Below are 21,488 nucleotides of genomic sequence, written 5' to 3' on the forward strand. Positions count from 1 at the left end.
CCCTCGGTCCGGGGCTGCCGGCCGAGGCGCCGTCCCCGTCAGTTCCAGGGGTCGGTGAACGACCGGCCCGGGACCGGCTTGGCGACGAGGGCCACGGGGATGAAGAAGCCGACCTGGCCTATCGCGATGGTCAGGGTGACGAGCGCCTTCGGGTCGTAGTGCTCGGCCACCCGGGCGTACAGCTCGTCGGGGACCCTCTCGGCGTGCGGGGCCGACGGCCGGAGCACCGCCTCCACCAGGGCGAGCGCGGCGCGCTCGGCGCTGCTGAAGTACGGGGAGTCCTGCCACGACGCCACCGAAGTGATGCGCTCCTCGGACTCCCCGGCCTTGCGGAGGAAGCCCGTGTGCAGCACGGTCAGGTAGGTGCTGCCGACGATCTGGCCGGCGCGCAGCTGGACCAGGCTGATCGTGGAGCGCGGCACCGAGTGATTGCCGGCGGCCTTGAACAGCGCCGCCGACACGTCCGCCAGCTCGGGGACGAGCGACACGGGGTCCTCGGTCAGCCGCGGTCCCATGGCGATCTCGGCAGTGATCGAACGGGTTTCCATCGTGGTCTCCTTCGCGCTTTCGCGTTGCTGTCACTGCACTGACGGATCGCGGAGGAGAAATGTGACAGGGGGGAGCGGCCCCGTCCGGCGGCGCGGCGGGCCGCCGGACGGAACCGCGGGGTCCCCGCCGGCGCGGGGGACGGGCCGGCGAGGGGCGTCAGCGGGCGGCGACGAAGGCGTGGCCCGCCTTGTTGCCGGACGAGCAGGACGCCTTCTCAGCAGCGGTCATCTTGCGGGTCTTGACGACCACGGCGTTGCTCTGACCGTCCGTGCCGTTCTTGGCGGGGCCGGTGATGGTGTCGGGGACGTACCAGTAGTAGTGGCCCCACTTCGGGCTGTCGTAGTGGGTCTGCCACGTGCCCGAGACGGTCTGCATCACCTGGGCGCGCGAGATCCAGCCGACCTCGCCGGGCTGCACCGTCATGTTCAGCGAGCTGTTCTCCTCGTGCGAACTCGACCACGTGTGGCCGTAGTTCGCCGTCACGCTGACGTCCACGATGCCCGCGATCTTGCCGCCGGCCGTGACGGAGACGCCGACGGAGTCCGTCGAGCCCACCGAGTCGGACCAGCCCATCGACTGCGTGGCGGCCGAAGTGCTGCAGTTGTAGAGCGAGTTGGAGACCTGGCGGAACTCGCCGAGGAACGCCTTGCCGAGCACGGGCTCGTTGAAGCTGCACTTCCCCTCGCCCGACGCGCAGTCGGCTATGAGCTGCTTGCGGGTGGGCTGGTCGTCGGCGGCCGCCGGTGCGGCCATGGCCGCGGTCATGCCCAGTGCCGCCACCGAAAGGGCCGCCAGTCTGCCGACTTTACGCATTGATTGCCTGTTCAACTTGATCCTGTGCCTCTCAACTCACCTGGTGGAACGGGTGATTCCGGTGTTGCTCTTGAGGCTCGCGTATAGCTTGGGTCAACTACACCAAGGGTTGGTAAAGTTGTAGTTGATCTTGAAATGGTGCAGGACCTTATGCAACTGGTTGCAAAACCCTTGGGGGTGCTTTAGAACTGGTGGGAGGACACCGCGAGAAAGGCCTCCGATGAGCCCGTACCCCCACCTGCTGCGCCCCCTCGACCTCGGGTTCACCACCCTCCCCAACCGCGTGATCATGGGGTCGATGCACGTCGGGCTGGAGGAGGCCGAGCGCGGCTTCGAGCGGATGGCCGCCTTCTACGCCGCCCGGGCCCGCGGCGGCGCCGGCCTGATCGTCACCGGCGGGATCGCCCCCAACGAGCACGGGCGCCCCTGGGCCGGCGGCGCCAAGCTGACCACCGCGGCCGAGGCCGAGGAGCACAAGACGGTGACCGCCGCCGTCCACCGCGAAGGCGGCCGGATCGCGCTGCAGATCCTCCACTTCGGCCGGTACGCGCACCACGCCGATCTCGTCGCCCCCAGCGCCCTGCAGGCCCCCATCAGCCCGTACGTCCCGCGCGCCCTCACCGACGACGAGGTCGAGGCGACCGTCGAGGACTTCGTGCGGACCGCCGTGCTGGCCCGGGACGCCGGCTACGACGGCGTCGAGATCATGGGCTCCGAGGGCTACCTGATCAACGAGTTCACCGCCGCCGCGACCAACCGGCGCACCGACCGCTGGGGCGGCCCGTACGAGAACCGGATCCGCTTCCCCCTGGAGATCGTCCGCCGCACCCGCGAGCGCCTCGGCCCCGACTTCATCCTGATCTACCGGCTGTCGATGCTCGACCTCGTGCCCGGCGGCTCCTCCCTGGCCGAGGTGATCACCCTCGCCAAGGAGATCGAGGCCGCCGGCGCCACGATCATCAACACCGGCATCGGCTGGCACGAGGCCCGCATCCCGACCATCGCCACGTCCGTGCCGCGCGGCGCGTACGCCTGGGTGACGAAGAAGCTCATGGGCTCCGTGTCCGTCCCCCTGGTCACCACCAACCGCATCAACACCCCCGAGCTCGCCGAGAAGCTCCTCGCCGAGGGCCACGCCGACCTGGTCTCCCTGGCCCGCCCCTTCCTCGCCGACCCCGGCTTCGTCGCCAAGGCGCGCGAGGGCCGGGCCGACGAGATCAACACCTGCATCGGCTGCAACCAGGCCTGCCTCGACCACACCTTCAGCGGCCGGATCACGTCCTGCCTGGTCAACCCGCGCGCCTGCCACGAGACCGAGCTCGTCCTCGCGCCCACCCGCCGCCGCAAGCGCATCGGCGTCGTCGGCGCGGGCCCCGCGGGACTCGCCTTCGCGGTGTCCGCCGCCGAGCGCGGCCACGCCGTCACGCTCTACGACGCGGCCACGGAGATCGGCGGACAGCTCAACGTCGCCAAGCGGATCCCGGGCAAGGAGGAGTTCGAGGAGACCCTGCGCTACTTCCGCACGCAGCTCGGCCTGCACGGTGTCGACGTGCGCCTCGGCACCCGCGTGACCGCCGCGGACCTCACGGCCGCCGCGTACGACGAGATCGTCCTCGCCACCGGCGTCACGCCCCGCACCCCGGAGATCCCCGGCACCGGCCACCCCAGCGTCCTCGGTTACCTCGACGTCCTGCGCGACGGGGCCGAGGTGGGCGAGCGCGTGGCCGTCGTCGGAGCGGGCGGCATCGGCTTCGACGTCGCCGCCTACCTCACCGACAGCGGCGACGGCGCGAGCCTCGACCCGCAGACGTACTTCCGCCACTGGGGCGTCGACACCGACTACCGGGCGCCCGGCGGCCTCGGCGAGGCCCGCCGCCCGGCCCCGCCCCGCACCGTGCACCTCCTCCAGCGCAAGACCGGCAAGGTCGGCGCCGGCCTCGGCAAGACCACCGGATGGATCCACCGCACCGAGCTCAGGCACCGCGGCGTCACGATGACCGCGGGCGTCACGTACGACCGCATCGACGACGCCGGCCTGCACATCACGGTCGACGGCACCTCCAGCGTGCTGCCCGTCGACACGGTCGTCCTGTGCACCGGCCAGGAGCCGTGCCGCGAGCTCTACGGGGAACTGGCCGCGGCCGGGCAGAGCGTCCACGTCATCGGCGGCGCCGACGCCGCCACCGAACTCGACGCCAAGCGGGCCGTGCGCCAGGGAACGGAGCTCGCCGCGGAGCTCTGACCCACGGGCCGCCGCATCCCCGTCCGGGGCGACCGCCCGGTCCTTAGGATGCGGGCATGTCCCTCCCGCACGCGATCCTCACCGCGCTCCTCGAAAAGCCCTCCTCCGGCCTGGAGCTCGCCCGCCGCTTCGACAAGTCGATCGGCTACTTCTGGTCCGCCACGCACCAGCAGATCTACCGGGAGCTGAGCCGGCTCGAACAGGCCGGGATGATCCGCGCCCTGCCCGCGGCCGCCCCGGCCCGCGGGCAGAAGAAGGAGTACGAGGTCCTGCCCGCGGGCCGCGACGCACTCACCGCCTGGGTCGCCGGGGCCGACGACCCCCGGCCCGTCCGCGACCCGCTCCTGCTGCGCATGCGGGCCGCGGCCGTCGTGGGCACGGCCGGCCTGGAGGAGGAGCTGCGGCGCCACCTGGACCTGCACCTGCGGCAGCTGGCGGAGTACCGGGCGATCGAGGAGCGCGACTTCCCGCCGGAGCGGGACGGCGAGGAGGACCGGCTGCGCCACGCGGTGCTGCGCGGCGGCATCGGCCTGGAGACCTTCTGGACGGAGTGGCTCACCGAGGCTCTCGCGGCGGTGGGGAAACAGGCGGCGGGAGAGCAGGCGGCGGGGGAGCAGGCAAGCGGAGAGCAGGCAGGGCGGGAGCGGGCGGCGGGGGAGCAGGGGAACGGCCGGGCCTGAGGTCCAGGCCGTCGGCTCCGATGGTGCCGCTCGTCACCAGGGCCTGCTCGGCCGTGACGTCCGTCATGAAGACGAACGGAGGCGAGAGCGGCGGCACGGGCAGCCGGTCCGGGGTGAAGGTGAGGCACAGGGCGCCCTGGACGCAGCCGGTGAGGCGGGTGAGGTACAGCGTCACCCGCCCGCCGAGCCTCAGCTCGTCCGCCGACAGGGTCAGTTCGGCGCCGCCGCCGTCCCGCGTCCGCAGCCGGTAGTCGCTGAGGGTCGCGGCCCGCATGCTCAGCACCATCGCCCTGCGCGGGCCGCCCGCGGTCGGGACGTCGGCGACGCGGGCGAAGGTGAGGCCGTCGGGCGCGAACCGGGTCGTGGTCACGGTCGGGGGCGTACGCGGTGTGGTGACGGGGCCGGGATCCTGCGCGCGGGGGGCGGGCGCCGGTGCGGCCGTCGCCGCGAGGAGCACGAGGGGGAGGACGAGCGCCAGCGGCTTCTGGGGCGGGGGACCGGGCGGGTCCGGCGGCCGCGGGGGCGCCGGAGGCACCGGCCGGACCGGTGTCCACGCGAACCCCATCGCACCGCCCGCGATCCCCAGCAGCATCCCCGCGAGGAAGCCGCCCAGGTTCGTCACCGCGAACGACAGCACCGAAAGGATCACCGCGTGCACCCCGACGTAGTGCCGGGTGTGCGGCAGGAACCACAGGAACAGGCCCGCGACGACGAGCGCGGCACCGATGCCGAGCGCGGCGACGCCTCCCCGCCCCAGACCGACCAGGACCGACACGGGCGCCAGCGGCACGACGGCGATCTCGGCGCCCGCGAGGACGAGCAGGGCGCCGGCCCAGAACGGCCGGGTCCGCCGCCAGCGGCGCAGCGCGGCCGGTTCGCACGGCCGCAGGCGGGGGATCAGAAGCACGCCTTGCCGTTCAGCTTCACGCCCAGGGCCAGTCCCTTGAGCTTGAAGTCGCCCCCGGTGGCGGACCGGGCGTGCGACCGCACCCTGGACACCGACGCCTGCGAGGCCTGCAGCCCGAACTGCCCCGCCTCGCCCCGCATCCCGGGCACGGTGTCCAGCGTGGAGGCGTCGCGGCCGATCTGCACCTGCCCGAAGGCGGCGTCCCCGACCAGATCCTCGCTGTCGAGGACCAGGTTGCTCGCCGTGACCTCCCCGGAGTCGCCACCGGCCGTCAGCTTGAAGACGACGGTGCCCAGCGGCGTCCTGACCTGCGCGGACTGGCAGATGTCGGAGAGCGTCGCGTCGCCGATGCCGAGCAGCGCGACCGGGTGGCCCTCGCCGTCCGCGGACCGGTCGACCTGCACGTACGAGGCGAGGCCCTTGCTCGTCAGCCTGCCCGACGACACCTGGAACGCCGACCCCGAAACGGCGAACGACGACGCCAGCACGCCCTCCGCCATGCCGACGGCCAGCACGGCGACGGCCGCCAGCGCCGGTACGGCGATGACGGCGGCCTTCTTCCAGGAGGTCCTGCCTTCGGGTGGGTTCATGCCCGGCTCCTTCTCAAGTGGTGGCGGTGACGAGGAAGTTCATGGCCGGCTTCGGGCAGGCGAGACCGATGGGCGCGGGCGCGGCCGGGCCGGAACATGAGGCATTTCCGGACCCCCGGTGAATAGTGAACTACCCACCGGTTTCACTCGTTCGAGAGACGGACCGGCGCCTCAAGCCGGGGCGGGGAAGCGTGCCCCCGCCCGTCCCCCGCGCCCCCGCGCCCCCGACCCGATCACCTCGGGGCTGTCCGGTACGCGACCCGTTGTAGGCTGCGGAGACAGCCCTTGACCTGCACGAGCAGGCAGGGAGCCGACGACACAGGAGTTCTCCATGCGCCGCACCATGCTCAAGTCCAAGATCCACCGCGCGACCGTCACCGGTGCCGACCTCAACTACATAGGCTCGCTGACCCTCGACCCCGTGCTGATGGAGCAGGCCGACCTGCTGCCGGGCGAGCAGGTCCACATCGTGGACGTGAACAACGGGTCCCGGCTGGAGACCTACGTCATCGAGGGCGAGCGCGGCTCGGGCGTGGTCTGCATCAACGGCGCCGCGGCCCGGCTGGTCGCCCCCGGCGACATCGTGATCATCATCGCGTACGCGTCGGTCGAGGACGAGGAGGCCCGCGCCCTCAAGCCGCGCGTGGTCTTCGTCGACGGCGACAACAAGGCGATCAGCATCGGCGACGACCCGTCCGTCTGAGCCGCCTCAGTCCCCGGGTTCGTCCCGCCGGGGGGCCGGAGCGCCCCCCGCGAGCCCCAGCCGCGCGTGCACGATCCGCGCGAGGTCCGCGACCGTCCCGTCGCTGCGGAGGAGCTCCATCGGCGGAATGTCGACGTCGTACTGCTGCCGCAGGGTGACCAGCAGCTCCGTGGCCATCAGGGAGTCCAGCCCGTACTCGTCGAGGCGGCGGTGGTGGTCGAGCGTCTCGGCGGGGAGCTCCAGGACGGCGGCGAGCATGCCCGCCAAGGAGTCGGCGATGAAGGCCAGCGCCTCGTCGGCCGGCATGCGCACCAGGTCCTCCAGGAGCCTCTCGTGGCTCCGGGCGCCGCCCTCGACCAGGGTGGGCAGCAGGTCGACGAGGCGCGGAGTGTTGATCGTCGGCAGCAGGCGGTGGGCGGCCACCCAGTTGCAGCGGCCCGCGCAGCCGTGTTCGGCGCCGCCGGCGAGGACGTCCTCGGCCACGGCGAACGCCTCCTCGGGCGTGACCGGCTCCAGGCCCGCCCGGGCCACCATCCGGGTCATTCCGTTGCGCTCCACGTAGCCCGTCCCGCCCAGGGCGCCCCAGACGAGGACCGTACCCGCGAGGCCCTCCTGGCGGCGCCGGCGCACCAGGGCCTCCAGGAAGACGTTGGCGGCCGCGTACGGCGCCTGGCCGATGTTGCCGACAAACGCGGCGATCGAGGAGTACACCACGAACAGGTCCAGGGGGCGGCCCCGGGTGACCGCGTCGAGGACGGCGGCGCCGGCCGCCTTCGGAGCCAGCACGGCGCGCAGGCGCTCGTCGTCGAGGTCGGTCAGCGGGGCGTCGTCCACGTGCATCGCCGAGTGGACCACGCCCCGCACGGGCCGGCCCGCGGCGGCCGCGTCCTCGACGATGCCGCGGACGGCCGCCTCGTCGGTGACGTCGACCGCGTGGGCGCGGGCCGTCACGCCCCGGTCGGCCAGCTCGGCCAGCAGGGCCGGCGCTTCGGGCGACCCGGCGCCGCGGCGGCCCAGCAGGGCCAGGTGGCGGGCCCCGAGGCCGGCCAGCCGCCGGGCGGTCGCCGCCCCGAAGCCGCCGAGCCCGCCCGCGACCAGATACGTCGCCTCGCCGTCGAGGCGGGGCGTGCGCCGCCGGCGCTCGACGGTCAGCGGTTCGTCCAGCGGGTCGAAGGAGACCACGAGCTTGCCGATGTGCCGGGAGTGCTGCATCAGGCGGAACGCCTCGGTGACGCGCGCCGCCGGGTGCACGCTGTGCAGCGGCGGCCGGTAGCGCCCCGTCCGCACCAGCGTGGCCACCTGCCGGAACTGGGCGCGGGCCAGCTCCGGTTCGTGGAGCAGCGCCGTGAGGTCCACCCCGAAGAAGGCGATGTTGCCGCGGAACGGGCGCAGCAGCAGCGGCTTGTTCTCCTCGATGTCCCGCTTGCCCAGTTCGACGAAGCGACCGCCCGGCCGCAGCACCTCCAGGCCGCGGGGAATCGCCTCGCCCGCCAGGGAGTTGAGCACCACGTCCACGCCGCGGCCGCCGGTCAGCTCACGGATCTCCTCGGCGAAGGCGAGGCTCCGAGAGTCGAGGACGTGCTCGGCACCGAGCATGCGCAGCAGGTCGCGCTTGAGGTCGTTGCCGGCGGTGGCGATGACGCGGGCGCCGCGCCGCCGGGCGTACTGCAGGGCCGCGAGCCCCACGCCGCCCGCGCCGCCGTGGACCAGGAGCGTCTCCCCGGGCGCCAGCCGGGCCAGGTGCCCGAGGGCGTAGTGGACGGTGAGGAACGCCACGGGCACGGTGGCGCCCTCGGCGAAGCCCATGCTGCGGGGCAGCCGCCCCACGGCGTGCTCGGCCGTCCGCACGTGGGAGGCGAAGGCGCAGGGCGCCAGCGCGAAGACCCGGTCGCCCACGGAGAGGGTGGTCACGTCCGGGCCGGTGGCGGTGACCACGCCCGCGCACTCCATGCCCGGCCGGCCGGCGAGGGCGCCGAGACCGGAGTCCGGGGTCAGGAAGCCCACGGCCTGCATGACGTCCCGGTAGTTGAGGGCCGCGGCCCGTACGGCGATGACGACTTCGCCGGGCCCGGGCGCCGGGGGAGGCTCGGTCTCCACCCACGCGAGCTCGTAGGCGAGGCCCGGGTTGCGGACCTCCAGGGCGAAGGCGGGCACCTCCGTGCTGCAGGCCCGGCCCTGGGGAGCGGCGTCCGTCTCCTCGACGAGGCGCGGCACGAAGCGGCCGCCTGCGGTGAGGGCGATCTCGTCCTCATCGGTGGGGGTGAGGAGCTCCCGGGCGGCCCGGTGGGCGTCCTCGGTCACGTCGCCCGTGCGCTCCAGCGACAGCCGCCGGACCGTCACGTGCGGCAGCTCGTTGGCGAGCGAGCGGGTGGCCCCCCAGACGGCCGCGTCCTGCGGGGCCAGGGGCCGTTCGGGGAAGGGCAGGGCTCCGCTCGGGCGCGTGACCAGCCACAGCCGGATCCGGCGGCCGTCCGGCACCGTTTCGCAGGCGGCCGCGAAGGCCCGCAGCGCGGCCAGCCGGCGGGTGGTCAGGTCCAGGAGCTCCTCCGGGCCCGGGCCGCCGGACTCCTCCTCCGGGCCGTCCAGCAGCAGGACGGCCGTCATGTCGCCGTCGCCGCCGAGGAGTTCAGTCCACTGCTCCGTTTCGCGCGGGGCGTCCGGGCGGTACGTGACGTGTCCGCCGGCAGCCGCGCCGAGGGCACCGGCCACGGCGGCGGGCAGCGCCGCACCCTCCACGCCCTCACCGGCCACGACCCAGTCCTGCGGATCGCCCCCGCACGGCAGGGGCGTGCTCGCCACGACGCCGTCGGGGGCGGCCGCCAGCAGGACGGACAGCTCGGCCGGCGCGCCGTCCCGCCGCCCGTCGCCGGTACGCGTGACGTCGGTGAACCCGCAGCGGCGCAGCAGTCCGGGCCACTGCGCCGCGGGCAGCAGGACGGAGGCCGGGCGCAGTTCGCGGTCCGTGGCGTGCCAGAAGCCCGCCAGCGTGCCGAAGAGCGGAGCCAGCAGCTCCGGGTCGTGCATCTCGATCGCCATGAGGTGGCCACCGGGGGTCAGCAGACGGCGCAGACCCGTCAGGGCGTGCGCGAGGTCCTTGGCCGTGTGCAGGGCGTTGGCCGCGACGACGAGGTCGAAGGAGCCCGCTGCGAAGCCCTGGCCGAGGGGGTCCCCGTCGAGGTCGAACGCCGCGTACTCCACGAAGTCGTGGGCCGCGAAGCGCTTTTCGGCCCGTGCGACGAGGAGCGGGGAGATGTCCGTGAAGCAATAGCGGGTGCGGTCCACCGGCAGGACTGGCAGCAGGGCGGCGGTGGTGCCGCCGGTGCCCGCGCCGACCTCCAGGACGCGCAGCGGCCGGTCGGCCGGCCAGCGCCGGACCGCCTCCCGGGCGAGCGTCTGCAGCAGCCGGTTGTGCAAGCGCATGGTGGGGGCGATGTCGTAGAACTGCTCGACCCGTTCGCGCCCCCCGTCCCCGTACAGCAGTTCAAGGGGGTCGGTCGCGCCTGTCAGCAGCGCTCCGTAGGACGTGGAGGCGGACGCGAGCAGCGCGATCTCGGCGCCGGCCGCGGGGAAGTCCCGTACGAGCTGCCGCACGTGGTCCGCCAGGCGGGACTCCGTCCGGGTCAGCCGCCACCGCCCGTCGCCGGCCGGTACGACGCCGTCGCCGTGGTGCTGCGCGAGCACGAGCAGGTGCTCCGCCAGACGCCGGTGTGCGGGCAGTACCCCCGCGGCGACGAGGTCGTCGACGGTGAAGGGCGCCGTGGGGTCGGGCAGCAGCCCGGCGACGGTCGCCGGGCTGCCCGCGGCGTAGCACTCCTTCAGGCGGCGGGCTCCGGGGGCCGGGCGGGAGCGGCGCCAGTCGACCTGCAGCCGGGCGACGTCCCGGCCGGCGGCGGCGGCGATCCGCGACGGGGGAGGCAGCGGTGACCGGGCGGCCGGCACGTCCGGGTGAGGCGCGGCCCGCATGACGAGCGCGTAGCGGTTCAGGGGCGTGGTGTGCGTCCGGTCGAGGCGGCGGAGCCGGCAGCCCTCCAGTTCGGCCGTGACCGTGCCGTCGTCGTCGGTCACGGTGACGTCCCAGCAGACCTCGGCCGGGGTGCTGCTGCGCTCGCGCACGTGCACCATGCCCTCGGGCGAGGGCGTCCGCCACACGCGGGCGGCTCCGACGGCGGCCGGCAGATAGCCCCGGCGGCCGCCCGCCATCAGGTCCAGCAGCAGCGGGAACCCCGCCTGCAGGGCGCCGTCCAGGAGCGCGGGGTGGGCCTCGTAGCCGTCCGCGGGCGCTTCGTGGCGGTAGGAGGCGAGCGTCTCGCCCCGCCCCACGCGCAGTTCGCGCAGGGGCCGGAACGCGGGACCGTAGTCCAGGCCGGTCTCGTACAGCGCACGGTAGTGCTCGTCGCCGTCGATCCGCCGGCCGCACCGCTCCCGTACGGCCGCGAGGTCGACCGGCGCGGGCTGCCGCCTCAGCAGTAGCCGGACCTGGCCCCGGGCGTGGACCTGGGGCACGCCCGTGCGCCCCGTGCCGCTCGCGACGGTGAGGATGCCGTCGTCGGGCGACAGCGTGCACTGCAGGTGCACGCTGTCCGGCTTCTCCCGCGGCACCACCAGGGCCCGGGTCAGCTCCAGCGCCCGCACCTCCGCGGGGGCGTCCCACACGCGCCGCCCGGCGGCCAGCGCCATCTCCACGTAGGCGGTGGCGGGCAGGATGACCGCTCCGCCGACGCGGTGGTCGGCCAGCCAGGGCACCAGCACCGGCTCCAGCGCACCGCGCCAGACCGGCCCGGCGAGCGGCAGCCGTTCGCCCAGCAGGGGATGGTCGTAACCGCCGTCGCCGTCCACGCCCGTCCACGCCCCCGGGCCGCCGTTCCAGTGCCGCTGCCGCTGCCACGGGTACGCGGGCAGGTCCGCGACCCGGCCGGGCACGGGGAAGGGAACGCTCCGGTCCAGCCGGGCCCCGCACGCCGTCAGCCGGGCCACGGTGGTCCGCAGGTCCGACGGGCCGTCACCGCCCCGCGCCAGCGTGGGCACGACGGCCACCGGCGCGCCGCCCCGGGCCGCCGTGCGGCGCAGGTGCGGGCAGAGCACCGGGTGCGGCCCGATCTCGGTGAAGACGTCGAAGCCGGCGTCACGCAGGTGCCCGACGGCCGCCCGGAAGTCCACCGGCTCGCGGATGTTGCGCCACCAGTACGCGGCGTCCAGCACCTCCCCGTCGACCGGGCCGCCCGTGACCGTGGAGATCACGGGGATCCGGGCCGGGCCCGGCCGCAGCCACTGCAGCGCGGCCTTCAGCGGTCCCTCGGCGGGGTCCATGGCGCGGCTGTGGAACGCGTACGCGACGCCCACGTCCACGCAGGCGACGCCCTCGCCGGCCAGGTCCGCGGCCAGCGCCGCCAGCTGTTCCGCCGGGCCGGAGACCGTCACGTGACGGTCGGAGTTGACGCAGGCGACCTCCAGGCCGGGGCGGCGGGCGGCCGCCTCCGCCGCCTCCTGCAGCGGCAGCGGGACGGCCAGCATCCGTCCCGTCCCCGCCGTCCCCGCCTGCGTGCTGCCGCGCACGGCCACGAGCCTGGCCGCGTCCTCCAGCGACAGGACTCCGGCGACGTGCGCGGCCGCGATCTCGCCCACGCTGTGGCCGACCACGGCCGCCGGGACCACGCCCCGCCGCCGCAGCACCTCCACGATGCCCACCTGGACAGCGAACAGCAGGGGCTGGGCAACCTCCGTGGCCGCCAGCCGTTCCTCCGGCGCCCCGGAATCGGCCAGCAACCCGGCGACCGACCAGCCCAGATGGGGCGCGAAGGCGGCATCCGCGGCCAGCACGGCCTCCCGGAAGCCGGCGTCGCGGTCGAGCAGGTCCGCCCCCATGCCGGCCCACTGGGCGCCGTTACCGGCAAACGCGAACACGACCCGGCCGTCGGCAACGGCCTGACCGGTGGCGCCGTCCGGCGGGGGAGCGGGGTGCGGGGCGGCTGCGCCGTCCGACGGGGGCGCGGCGAGCCCGGCTGCGACGGTGGTGCGGTCCGGCGGTGTCCCGTCACCGTGTACGGGGGTTGCCGTCCCGGCGGGTCGTGTTTCCGCCGCATCCGCCTGCGGAGTTGTGCCTTCCGGCCGCGAGGCCGGGCTCTCCTGCGAGGTGCCCTCACCGGAGGGCGCCGCCGCCCCCGCCACCAGCCGTTCCAGTCGTTCCCCCGCCTCTTCCGGGGTCGTGGCGAGGACGACCGCGCGGTGCGGGTGAAGGCCGCGGCGCAGGGCGGCCGTCCAGGCCAGGTCGTAGAACTCCTCCGGCCCGGCGGCCGCCAGGCGGCGGGCCGTGCGCAGGGCCGCTTCCCGCAGGGCGGCCGCTGAGCGCGCCGAGACCACGACGGGGCGCTCTCCGGGGGCCGGTGTCTCGCGGGCCGCGGGCAGGGGCGGCGGCGGGGCGACCACGACGTGGGCGTTGGCGCCGCCGAAGCCGAACGAGTTGACGCCCACCACGGACCGCTCGCCGACCTCCACGGGGAGCGGCTCCACGACCGGGCGCAACCGCAGCCCGGAGAAGTCGATGTGCTCGCTGGGCGGCGTGGCGTGCAGCGTCGGCGGGACGACCCCGTGCTGCAGGACGAGCATGGCCTTGAGCAGCCCGGCCATGCCGGACGCGGGTTCCAGGTGCCCGAGGTTGGACTTCACCGAGCCCACCGGCAGGTCGCCCCGGGTGCGGCGCACGCCCAGGGCCCGGCCGATGGCCAGGCACTCGGCGGGGTCGCCGGCCGGGGTGCCGGTGCCGTGTGCCTCCACGTAGAGGACGTCGTCGGGATCCACGCCGGACCGGTCGTACACGTCCCGCAGCAGCTGCTCCTGGGCGCGGGGGTTGGGGAGCGCCAGCCCCATGGTGCGGCCGTCGCTGTTGCAGGCCCCGCCCGCCAGCACGGCGCGGACGCGGTCGCCGTCCGCGAGCGCGTCGGAGAGTCGTTTCAGCACCACCATGCCGCCGCCCTCGGCCCGGACGTAGCCGTCGGCGCGGGCGGAGAACGGCCGGCAGCGGCCGCTGGGGGAGAGCATGGCCGCCTGGCAGAAGCCCACGAAGTGGTACGGGCTGAGCAGGAGGTTGACCCCGCCGGCCAGGGCGCACCGGCTGGTGCCGTCGAGCACCGTGCGGCAGGCCTGGACGAGGGCGACGAGGGAGGAGGAGCAGGCGGTGTCCACGATCAGACTGGGCCCGCGCAGGTCGAGGAAGTGCGAGATCCGGTTCGCGGCGATGGCGGAGGCCGCCCCGGACATGGTGTACGCGTTGACGCCCTCCTCCGAGAGCATCTGCAGGGCGCCGTAGGAGGTGTCGGAGATGCCGACGTGGACGGCCGTGTCCGAGCCGGCCAGGGCCGCGGGGGCGATGCCCGCGTCGTCGCACGCCTCCACCGCCAGCTCCAGCAGCAGCCGCTGCTGCGGGTCCATCTGCGCGGCCTCCTTGGGGGAGATCCCGAAGTAGTCCGCGTCGAACGAGGCGATGTCGTCGAGGAATCCGCCCGCTCCCGTATAGCTCTTGCCGGGCCGCGGCACGGCCGGGTCGACGAACCGGAAGGCGGGGAACCGGTCGGCCGGCACCTCCGTGACCAGGTCGCGCCCCTCGTCGAGCGCCTCCCGGAGCCGGTCCGGCCCGTCCACCCCGCCGGGCAGCCGGCAGGCCGCCCCCACCACCGCGACCGCCCGGTCCGCCGCTTTCCCGTCCCACTCCATCGGCCGTCAACTCCCCGCGGAAGAGCGTCGATTGGACACACCGGACGCCGTCCGGTACGACGACTGTGGGGGAGCCGGGGCCCGGGCGGGGTGGAACGGGGGGCGGGGTCACCCGTGAGGGCGAACCACTCGGCCGGACACTCGACCGGGCCTTCCGATACACAAACGTTTCTTTTCTTCCTGCAACCGTACAAGCGTGTGGATCATCTCTACGGGCGAAGGAAAAAACACGCAGAAAGCCAGAAAGGTCGTCTCACCGTGCACGTCGGACCGGGTCGTCGCTCCGCCCTGTGGGCATCCGCCGCTCTCGTGGGATCGCTGGTGCTCAGCGCCTGTTCGGGTGGCTCGGGAGAGGCCGGCCTCGACGCCGGGCCCGAGCCGAAGATCACCGTCACGCCGGGCGACGGCAAGGACGTCAAGTTCGGCTCCCCGATATCCGTGCGCGCCGAGGGCGGACGGCTGACGGACGTCGAGGTCAAGGACGCCAAGGGCAACAAGGTCCCGGGCCGGCTCGCCGACGACGGCGCCTCCTGGACCTCCGACGGCAAGGCCGGCCCGCAGACGACCTACACCGTGCGCTCCAAGGCCAAGGGCGGCAAGGAGGGCAAGGGCAAGGAGGCCATCGCGAGCGCGACCTTCACCACGCAGGCGGCGACCAGCGTGAACAAGCTCTCCAACACTCCCTCCGCCGGGCAGACCGTGGGCACGGGCATGCCCGTCTCGATCCTCTTCGACCACCCCGTGGACAAGAGCAAGCGCGCCGAGATCGAGAAGTCCCTGACGGTCACCTCCGAGCCGAAGGTGGAGGGCGCCTGGGGCTGGGTGAAGGACTGGTCCGGCCAGGACCGCATCGACTGGCGGCCCAAGACCTACTGGCCCAGCGGCACCAAGGTCTCCGTCAAGGGCCTGCTGGCCGGCGTCGACTCCGGCGAGGGCGGCGTCTTCGCCCGCAACTACGACTTCGGCTTCAGCATAGGCGCCGACCACAAGGCCGTCATCGACGTGCCCTCGCACACCCTCACCATGTACGAGGACGGCAAGGCCGTCGGCACCATCAAGGGCTCCGCGGGCTCCCCGGTGGACCCGACCCGCGGTGGCGTCCACACCGTCCGCAGCAAGAACGCCGACGAGGTCATGGACTCCGCCACCATCGGCCACGGCAACGAGTGGATGCTGGACGCGAAGTGGGTCACCCACCTCACCGCCTCAGGCACCTTCCTGCACTCCGCGCCGTGGAACGGCTCCATCGGCGTGGAGAACAACAGCCACGGCTGCTTCGGCATGACCACCGCCGACGCCAAGCGGGCCTACGACTTCCTCCCCATCGGCTCCACCGTCGAGGTCAAGAACACCACCAGCACCAAGGTCACCGACCCCGGCAACGGCCTGGAGGTCTGGCAGGAGTCCTGGGAGCAGTGGCAGAAGCGCAGCGCCCTCAAGTGACCGCCGCGGCCCGGCGGAAGCCACCCTGCCGGCCGGCCGCGCCGATGCCCTCCCGCCCCCATGGCGATCACGCCCCGCGATGCCCTGCCCCGGGCTCGCGGGGCGCCTGGCGTGCGGACTAAGGCCCGGGGCCTATGCAGTGAGCTCCGAATGCGCCCGGCGGCCCCAATGCGCCCAAGCGAGATATGGTTGTCGTTTTAATAGCGGCGTCAACAGGGCAGCACTCAGCCAGGCCCGGGCGGAACGCACGGGGCGGAGCACGTTCTCCGCGCAGGCCGGGGCCCGGCACCGCGAAAGGATCGAGATCGGCTCAGCGCGGCCCTGAAGGAGGCTGGCCTCGATGCCACAGGACATCGCCCTGGACATTCCTTTCCCCAAGCGGCTCAACCCCTATGTGGAGGTGGCGCGGGCGCGCAACCAGCACTGGCTCGTCTCGACGGGCCTGCTCAGCAGTCCGCACAACGTCGAGCGGTACCGGACCTGGCGGATCGAACGGCTCGCCGCGGGGTTCCTGCCCGGCGTGGGCGTCAACGACCTGACGTTCGGGCTCGCCGTGCAGAGCTTCTTCTTCTTTTTCGACGATCTCTTCGACAGCGGGCTGGGAGAGGACCCCGCGGCCACCTACGAGATCTGCCACGAGATGGCCGCCCTGGCCCGCCAGGAGCCGGGCACGGCGGACGTCAGTCCGAGCTTCCCGCTCGCGCGCGTCTGGACCGAGCTGTGGGAGCAGGCGCAGCTGGGCATGTCGGCGGCCTGGCGCACCCGCGCCGTTCGGCACTGGGAGGAGTACTTCCTCACCTACGTCTCGGAGGCCGTCAACCGGCGCAGCGGCACGGTCCTCGGCATGGACTCGTACATGAAGCTGCGGCGCCTCGGCATCGGCAGCGAGGTCGTCGTGGACGTCTCCGAGCGCTGCGGCCACTTCGAGGCGCCCCCCGAGATCCACCAGAGCATGTGCGTCCTGGAGGCCCGGGCCATCACCGCCGAGGTCGTCACCCTCACCAACGACCTGCACTCGCTGGAGAAGGACCTGGCCAACGGGGAGCTCAACAACGCCGTGCTGCTGCTCGGCCTGGAACACCAGTGCTCGCGCGAGGAGGCCATCGGCCACGTCCAGCAGATGATCCGCCGCCGCACCACCCGGTTCCTGCAACTGGAGGCCGAGGCCGCCCGGCTCTGCGAAGTCTTCGGCTTCGGCCCCGAAGAGCGCGAGAACACCCGGCTCTTCCTCGACGCCAACCGCGCCTGCATGCGCGGGAACCTCGACTGGAGCAACGAGACCGGCCGCTACAGCGAGATCGGCGTCCTGCACGTCAACCGGTCACCCAGGATCGAGGACGTGGTCGCCCGCACCGCCGAGTGACCGCCGCCGGGCACCGGCCGGAGGCTCCTCCCTCCGGCCGGCCGGCCCTCCTTCCTCCAGGAGCTCCAGCTCCAGGAGCCACTCCACGACCTCCGTCCGGTGCCGCGCCTCGCGCGGATCCGCACCCCACACGTACAGCCCGTGCCCGGCCACCACCACCGCCGGCACCCGCGGCTCGCGGGCCGCCTCGAGCCGGTCGCCCAGCACCCGCATGTCCTGGCTGTTGGCGATGACCGGCAGGACCACCCCCGGGCCGTCGGCCGGCTGCCCGAGGCCCTTCAGCATCTCCAGGTCCCGCAGGACGATGCCCGCCGGCCGGCGGCGGCCCATCGCCACCGACGCCACCGTGTGCACGTGAACGACCGAGCCCGCGCCCGTCACCCGGGCCACCCGCGCGTGCAGCGCCGCCTCCGAAGACGGCCTGCCGTCCCCCACGGCCGCGCCGTCGCCGTCGACCAGCACCACGTCGGCCGCCGTCAGTTCGCCCTTGTCCAGACCGCTCGCCGTGACCGCGAGCCGCAGCGGCTCCCGGCCGGTGACCACCGACAGGTTCCCCGACGTGCCGCGCATCCAGCCGAACGACGCGAAGCGCGCCGCCTCCGCGGCCAGCACCGCACCGGCCCGCTCCAGGTCCGCGCCGTCGTGCCCGCCGGCGCCGGTCACGGCCCGCCGTCCGCGCGGGCGACCTCGATGCCCGCGAACGACCCGGCCTCCGGGTGGCCGCCCGTGCCCTGCGCGTAGTACGGCTCGCCCGGGCGCCGCACCCCGGCCGTGAGCCAGCCCGCCGCCCGCGCCGCGTCCAGCTCCGCCGGCCGGTCCGACAGGAACAGGGTGCGGCCCGGCGGCGCGCCGATGGCCCGGCTGATCGTCCGGTACGAACCCGGCGACTGCTTCGGCCCGGCGTTCTCCGTGTCGTACAACCCCTCGACCAGCGGCAGCAGATCGCCCTGCGCGCTGTGCCCGAACCACGCGCGCTGCGCCGCCACGGAACCGGACGAGTACACGTGCAGCCGCACCCCGCGCGCGTGCCACCGCCGCAGCGCGGGCACCACGTCCTCGTAGAAGTGCGCGACCAGCTCGCCCCGGGCGAACCCCTCGGACCACACGATGCCCTGCAGCGTCTTCAGCGGCGTGGCCTTGCGGTCCTCGTCCAGCCAGGCGTTGAGGACCTGCTCGATCCGCGGGGCGTCCGCGGCCGGCTCTCCGAGGAGCGTACGGACCTGCTCGGCGGCGCGCCGGACCGCCGGCTCCCCGGCCCGCTCCGTCAGCAGGGGGCCGAACCGGCGGCGCGAGTACGGGTAGAGGACGTCCACGACGAATCCGGTGGCGCTCGTCGTGCCCTCGATGTCGAGGACGACGCTGTCCGCGTCGAACCGCAGGCTCACGCGGGCCGTCCCGGCCGGGCGATCAGCAGCCGGGGTCACGGGGGTCGCCGGGGTCGCCGGGAAAGAAGTCGACCAGCAGCATGTCCCGCACCCCGGAGGCCGCCCCCGGCGCCGGCCGCACCGGCGAGACGCCGTGCAGCAGCCGGCGGTCGTCGAGGACGATCGTCTCCAGCGGGGCCGTGAGCACGGCCCGGTGCAGCGGGCGGCGGCGCAGGTCGTACAGGCAGGACTCCGCGCCGCGGACGTCCTCGCGCCGGATCAGCACCTGGGCCACGTAGCAGTGCCCGTCCTGGTGGACGCCCTCCGGGGCCGGGTGGCCCTCGGCGCCGGCCGTGGCGGTGACGCGTATCTGGTGCACCCCGCAGGCGTCCATGCCGGCCCGCGGGCCGGGGAGGTGGCGGCGGAGGGCGTGCACGACCGCCCGCAGCACCTCACCGCCGGCGACGGCGCCGGTGAGCGGGGCGAACAGGCGCTCCACTCCGCCGTGCACCTTGTTGACGGACGCGTCCTGGAAGAACGCGGCGTGCGGGAGTGGCTCCAGCCGGTCCGCGCGGATGCGGAAGCGGCCGTAGCGGCGGAAGCGGTAGGGGGTGTCGGTGCCGAGGTGGGCGTCGGCCGGCAGGTCCTCCCACGACTCCGCGAACTCCTCGACGGCGCCCGCCGGGACCCCGCCCAGGGCGTCCCGCAGCAGCTCGGGGCCGAAGTGACCGAAGGGCGGGCCGCCGGGGCCCGCCGGTGCGCCGGATGGCGTGCGGGGCGGGCGGGGGGCTGCGGCGGGTGCGCCCGGTGGACTGGAGGTCATGGTGGTTCCTGCCTTCGTACGGGGATGCGCCTGGTACCGACAGTAGGCCGATTACCGGATCGGCTGGCCGGAATGCATCGTTCGGCCGGGCGTCCGGAAGTGCGTTCCCGTAAGAGGACGTTCAGTGACCGGTGCCGCCGGCCGCTCAGGGCAGCCGTACGACCTGGGCCCCCCACGTGAGCCCCGCGCCGAAGCCCAGGAGCAGGGCGAGCCCGCCGCTGCCGGCGGTGCCCAGCTCCTTGAGGCGGGCCACGGCGAGCGGGACCGAGGCGGCGGAGGTGTTCCCGCTGTGCACCACGTCGCGGGCCACGGTGACGTGTGCGGGCAGCGCCAGCCGCTGGCCGACGGCCTCGATCATGCGCAGGTTCGCCTGGTGCGGGACGAACGCGTCGAGGTCCGCGGCCGTGATCCCGGCCGCGTCCAGGGCCTCCCGGGCGACCGTCGGCATCTCCTCCATGGCCCAGCGGAACACCTCGGGCCCGGCCATCCGCATCACGGGCCACGTCCCGGCCGGGTCCTCCCGGAGCGCGTCCCACGCGGCGTCGTGCGCGATGAGCCGGGCGCGGCTGCCGTCCGAGCCCCAGACGACCGGGCCGATCCCCTCGCTCTCCTGCGGGCCGACGACCACCGCCCCCGCCCCGTCCGCGAAGAGGATCGCCGCCGACGGGTCGTCCGGCGCGACGATGTCCGTCATCTTGTCGGAGCCGACCACCAGCACGTACTGCGCGGTGCCGTCGCGCACCATGGCCGCGGCGACCGCGAGGCCGTAACAGAACCCCGCGCAGGCGGCGTTGAGATCAAAAGCGGCGGCGCGGATTCCGAGCCGGTCGGCAATCTCTGCGGCGCCTCCCGGGCTCTGCCGCAGATACGACATGGAGGCGAGGACGACCGCGCCGAGCTTTCCCGGGGCGATACCGGCGTCGGCGGCGGCCTTCCGCGCGGCTTCCACCGCCATATCGGTCACCGATTCGTCCGCTGCCGCATATCGGCGCTCGACGATGCCCGTGCGGCGCTCAATCCACTCCGCGGTACGGCCGGTGCGGGCGGCGACTTCCGCATTGCCCACCACCCGGTGGGGGCGGTACGCGCCGATGCCCAGAATTCCTGCACCGTTCACTGCAGTTCGCTGCGTCAATCCGAGCATCAGGCTCCCCCAAGCCGCCTCTGAACGTGTTGGCGGCGAGAACTATCCCCGGGTGGGTTGGAGGACGCAACCCACTGCCGTAGAGAGTGTGCGTGGTGAACGTCACGCCGCTCCGAGGATTCGAATGCACCGTGATGCGGGTCACAAAATATTCTGCTTGCTTGGTGACACACGGCCCTTCTACGGTCCTCGTGTGATCCAACTCGGCACTTTGAATGGCGCGTTGCCAGGAACCGAGCACCACCACACTAATCCGCCTCTCCTCCGCACCGCCGCCGCCTTGCCGGCCGCCGGGTCGGAGGAGACATGACCAGCACGGCTTCACCGCTTTCCCCGGTGGCGCTCCTGGACCGGCCGTCCGGCCCCGGGATCGCCGCCGGAAGTCATCTGCACGGCTTCGGCGGCTTTCACGGCGGCCTGACGCTCGCGCTCATGGCTTCCGCCATGCAGGACGCCGCCCGTAAGGCGTCCCCCGGCCTGCGGCTGCAGAGCGCAACGGCGCGTTTCCTGCGGCCGATCGGCGATGATTTCCGCCTGGAGACCTCGCTGATCCGTGCCGGGCGCACCCTCACCACTCTCGGTGCCCAAGCGGTTACCGAGAAGGGTATTCACGTAGCGGGATCGGCCGTCTTCGGAAATCCGGAGCCGGCCGAGTGGCAGCCCTTCGCCCCGGCTGCTCCGGACGCCCCGGCGCCGGAGGAGTGCGAGGTCTTCGTCATTCCGCCCGAGTTCGTCGCCATCTCCGCCTACCTGGAGATCCGCCCGGTCGGTCCCAACCGGCCCTACGCGGGCGGCACCGAGCCCGAGCTGATCGCGTGGATCAGGATCCTGGAGGACGAACGGCCGCCGGACGCGGCGCGTTTTGTGTTTCTGATGGATTCACTCGCACCGTCCTACGCGGCGGTGCTCTCGACGCTAGCGTTGGTGCCCACCGTGGAACTCACGGTACGGCCCGGCAGCAATCTCGAGCAGGCGTCCTCGCCGTGGATCCTGCTGCGCGCACGGACCCGTTCCGCCACGGCCGAGGGCTGGGTCGACGAGGAGATCGACGCCTGGGGGAGGGACGGCGCCCACCTGGGCTCCGCACAGCAGCTCCGCATCATCCGTACCGGCTGACAAGGGCGACAGCCGCAGGTACGGCGCACACCAATTTCCGCGGG

Annotated in this window: 14 protein-coding genes and 1 pseudogene; 6 read left to right on the forward strand and 9 right to left on the reverse strand. The window is 73.8% G+C overall.

Annotation, left to right across the window (positions count from 1 at the left end; genetic code table 11):
• Positions 1–38 precede the first annotated feature (38 nt).
• Positions 39–548 (reverse strand): carboxymuconolactone decarboxylase family protein, encoded by a 510-nt coding sequence (locus ACFZCD_RS20035; protein ID WP_391832600.1) that lies wholly within the window; start codon positions 546–548, stop codon positions 39–41.
• 157 nt (positions 549–705) lie between these two features.
• Positions 706–1,362 (reverse strand): hypothetical protein, encoded by a 657-nt coding sequence (locus ACFZCD_RS20040; protein ID WP_391832602.1) that lies wholly within the window; start codon positions 1,360–1,362, stop codon positions 706–708.
• Between the two features lie 220 nt (positions 1,363–1,582).
• Between ACFZCD_RS20040 and ACFZCD_RS20045 the strand changes: the two genes are divergently transcribed.
• Both ACFZCD_RS20045 and ACFZCD_RS20050 read left to right on the forward strand, forming a co-directional pair.
• On the forward strand, positions 1,583–3,604 hold the full coding sequence (locus ACFZCD_RS20045) for an FAD-dependent oxidoreductase (RefSeq protein WP_391832604.1): 2,022 nt from the start codon (positions 1,583–1,585) through the stop codon (positions 3,602–3,604).
• 56 nt (positions 3,605–3,660) lie between these two features.
• Positions 3,661–4,176 (forward strand): annotated as a pseudogene (locus ACFZCD_RS20050) (PadR family transcriptional regulator); the annotation flags it as partial.
• On the opposite strand, the gene ACFZCD_RS20055 reads toward ACFZCD_RS20050, so the two are convergent.
• Both ACFZCD_RS20055 and ACFZCD_RS20060 read right to left on the reverse strand, forming a co-directional pair.
• Positions 4,160–5,191, reverse strand: a complete 1,032-nt coding sequence (locus ACFZCD_RS20055; RefSeq protein WP_391832606.1) for a DUF6114 domain-containing protein — start codon at positions 5,189–5,191, stop codon at positions 4,160–4,162. The pseudogene ACFZCD_RS20050 and the gene ACFZCD_RS20055 sit on opposite strands and share 17 nt — an antisense overlap.
• Complete coding sequence (locus tag ACFZCD_RS20060; RefSeq protein WP_391832608.1) at positions 5,182–5,781, reverse strand: DUF6230 family protein; 600 nt, start codon at positions 5,779–5,781, stop codon at positions 5,182–5,184. Before ACFZCD_RS20060 ends, ACFZCD_RS20055 begins: the two co-directional genes overlap by 10 nt.
• 331 nt (positions 5,782–6,112) lie before the next feature.
• Between ACFZCD_RS20060 and panD the strand changes: the two genes are divergently transcribed.
• On the forward strand, positions 6,113–6,484 hold the full coding sequence (gene panD / locus ACFZCD_RS20065) for an aspartate 1-decarboxylase (RefSeq protein ID WP_391832610.1): 372 nt from the start codon (positions 6,113–6,115) through the stop codon (positions 6,482–6,484).
• 6 nt (positions 6,485–6,490) lie between these two features.
• On the opposite strand, the gene ACFZCD_RS20070 is transcribed toward panD, so the two are convergent.
• Entirely contained in the window at positions 6,491–14,191 is a 7,701-nt protein-coding gene (locus ACFZCD_RS20070) for an SDR family NAD(P)-dependent oxidoreductase (protein WP_391832612.1), read from the reverse strand.
• A gap of 258 nt (positions 14,192–14,449) precedes the next feature.
• On the opposite strand from ACFZCD_RS20070, the gene ACFZCD_RS20075 reads away from it, so the two are divergent.
• Both ACFZCD_RS20075 and ACFZCD_RS20080 read left to right on the forward strand, forming a co-directional pair.
• Positions 14,450–15,634 (forward strand): Ig-like domain-containing protein, encoded by a 1,185-nt coding sequence (locus ACFZCD_RS20075; RefSeq protein WP_391832614.1) that lies wholly within the window; start codon positions 14,450–14,452, stop codon positions 15,632–15,634.
• Positions 15,635–15,974: 340 nt separating this feature from the next.
• Positions 15,975–16,997 carry a hypothetical protein gene (locus ACFZCD_RS20080; RefSeq protein WP_391832616.1) on the forward strand — a complete coding sequence of 341 codons (1,023 nt, stop codon included), beginning with the start codon at positions 15,975–15,977 and terminating at the stop codon, positions 16,995–16,997.
• Here ACFZCD_RS20080 and mtnB read toward each other — a convergent pair.
• The 4 genes from mtnB to ACFZCD_RS20100 form a co-directional block, all read right to left on the reverse strand.
• Positions 16,956–17,660, reverse strand: coding sequence for a methylthioribulose 1-phosphate dehydratase (mtnB, locus tag ACFZCD_RS20085; RefSeq protein WP_391832618.1), 705 nt, complete (start codon positions 17,658–17,660; stop codon positions 16,956–16,958). The genes ACFZCD_RS20080 and mtnB overlap by 42 nt on opposite strands.
• Positions 17,657–18,382, reverse strand: coding sequence for an acireductone synthase (gene mtnC / locus ACFZCD_RS20090; RefSeq protein ID WP_391832620.1), 726 nt, complete (start codon positions 18,380–18,382; stop codon positions 17,657–17,659). Before mtnC ends, mtnB begins: the two co-directional genes overlap by 4 nt.
• 22 nt (positions 18,383–18,404) lie before the next feature.
• Positions 18,405–19,184 carry a 2OG-Fe dioxygenase family protein gene (locus tag ACFZCD_RS20095; RefSeq protein WP_391832622.1) on the reverse strand — a complete coding sequence of 260 codons (780 nt, stop codon included), beginning with the start codon at positions 19,182–19,184 and terminating at the stop codon, positions 18,405–18,407.
• Between the two features lie 145 nt (positions 19,185–19,329).
• The gene (locus ACFZCD_RS20100) at positions 19,330–20,328 is read right to left on the reverse strand and encodes a beta-ketoacyl-ACP synthase 3 (protein WP_391832624.1); all 999 of its coding nucleotides are present in this window, start codon (positions 20,326–20,328) and stop codon (positions 19,330–19,332) included.
• Between the two features lie 306 nt (positions 20,329–20,634).
• Here ACFZCD_RS20100 and ACFZCD_RS20105 point away from each other — a divergent pair, with 306 nt between their 5' ends.
• Positions 20,635–21,444 carry a thioesterase family protein gene (locus ACFZCD_RS20105; protein ID WP_391832626.1) on the forward strand — a complete coding sequence of 270 codons (810 nt, stop codon included), beginning with the start codon at positions 20,635–20,637 and terminating at the stop codon, positions 21,442–21,444.
• Positions 21,445–21,488: the final 44 nt, after the last annotated feature.

This window comes from Streptomyces sp. NPDC008001, assembly GCF_042958085.1.
Classification (GTDB): Bacteria; Actinomycetota; Actinomycetes; order Streptomycetales; family Streptomycetaceae; genus Streptomyces.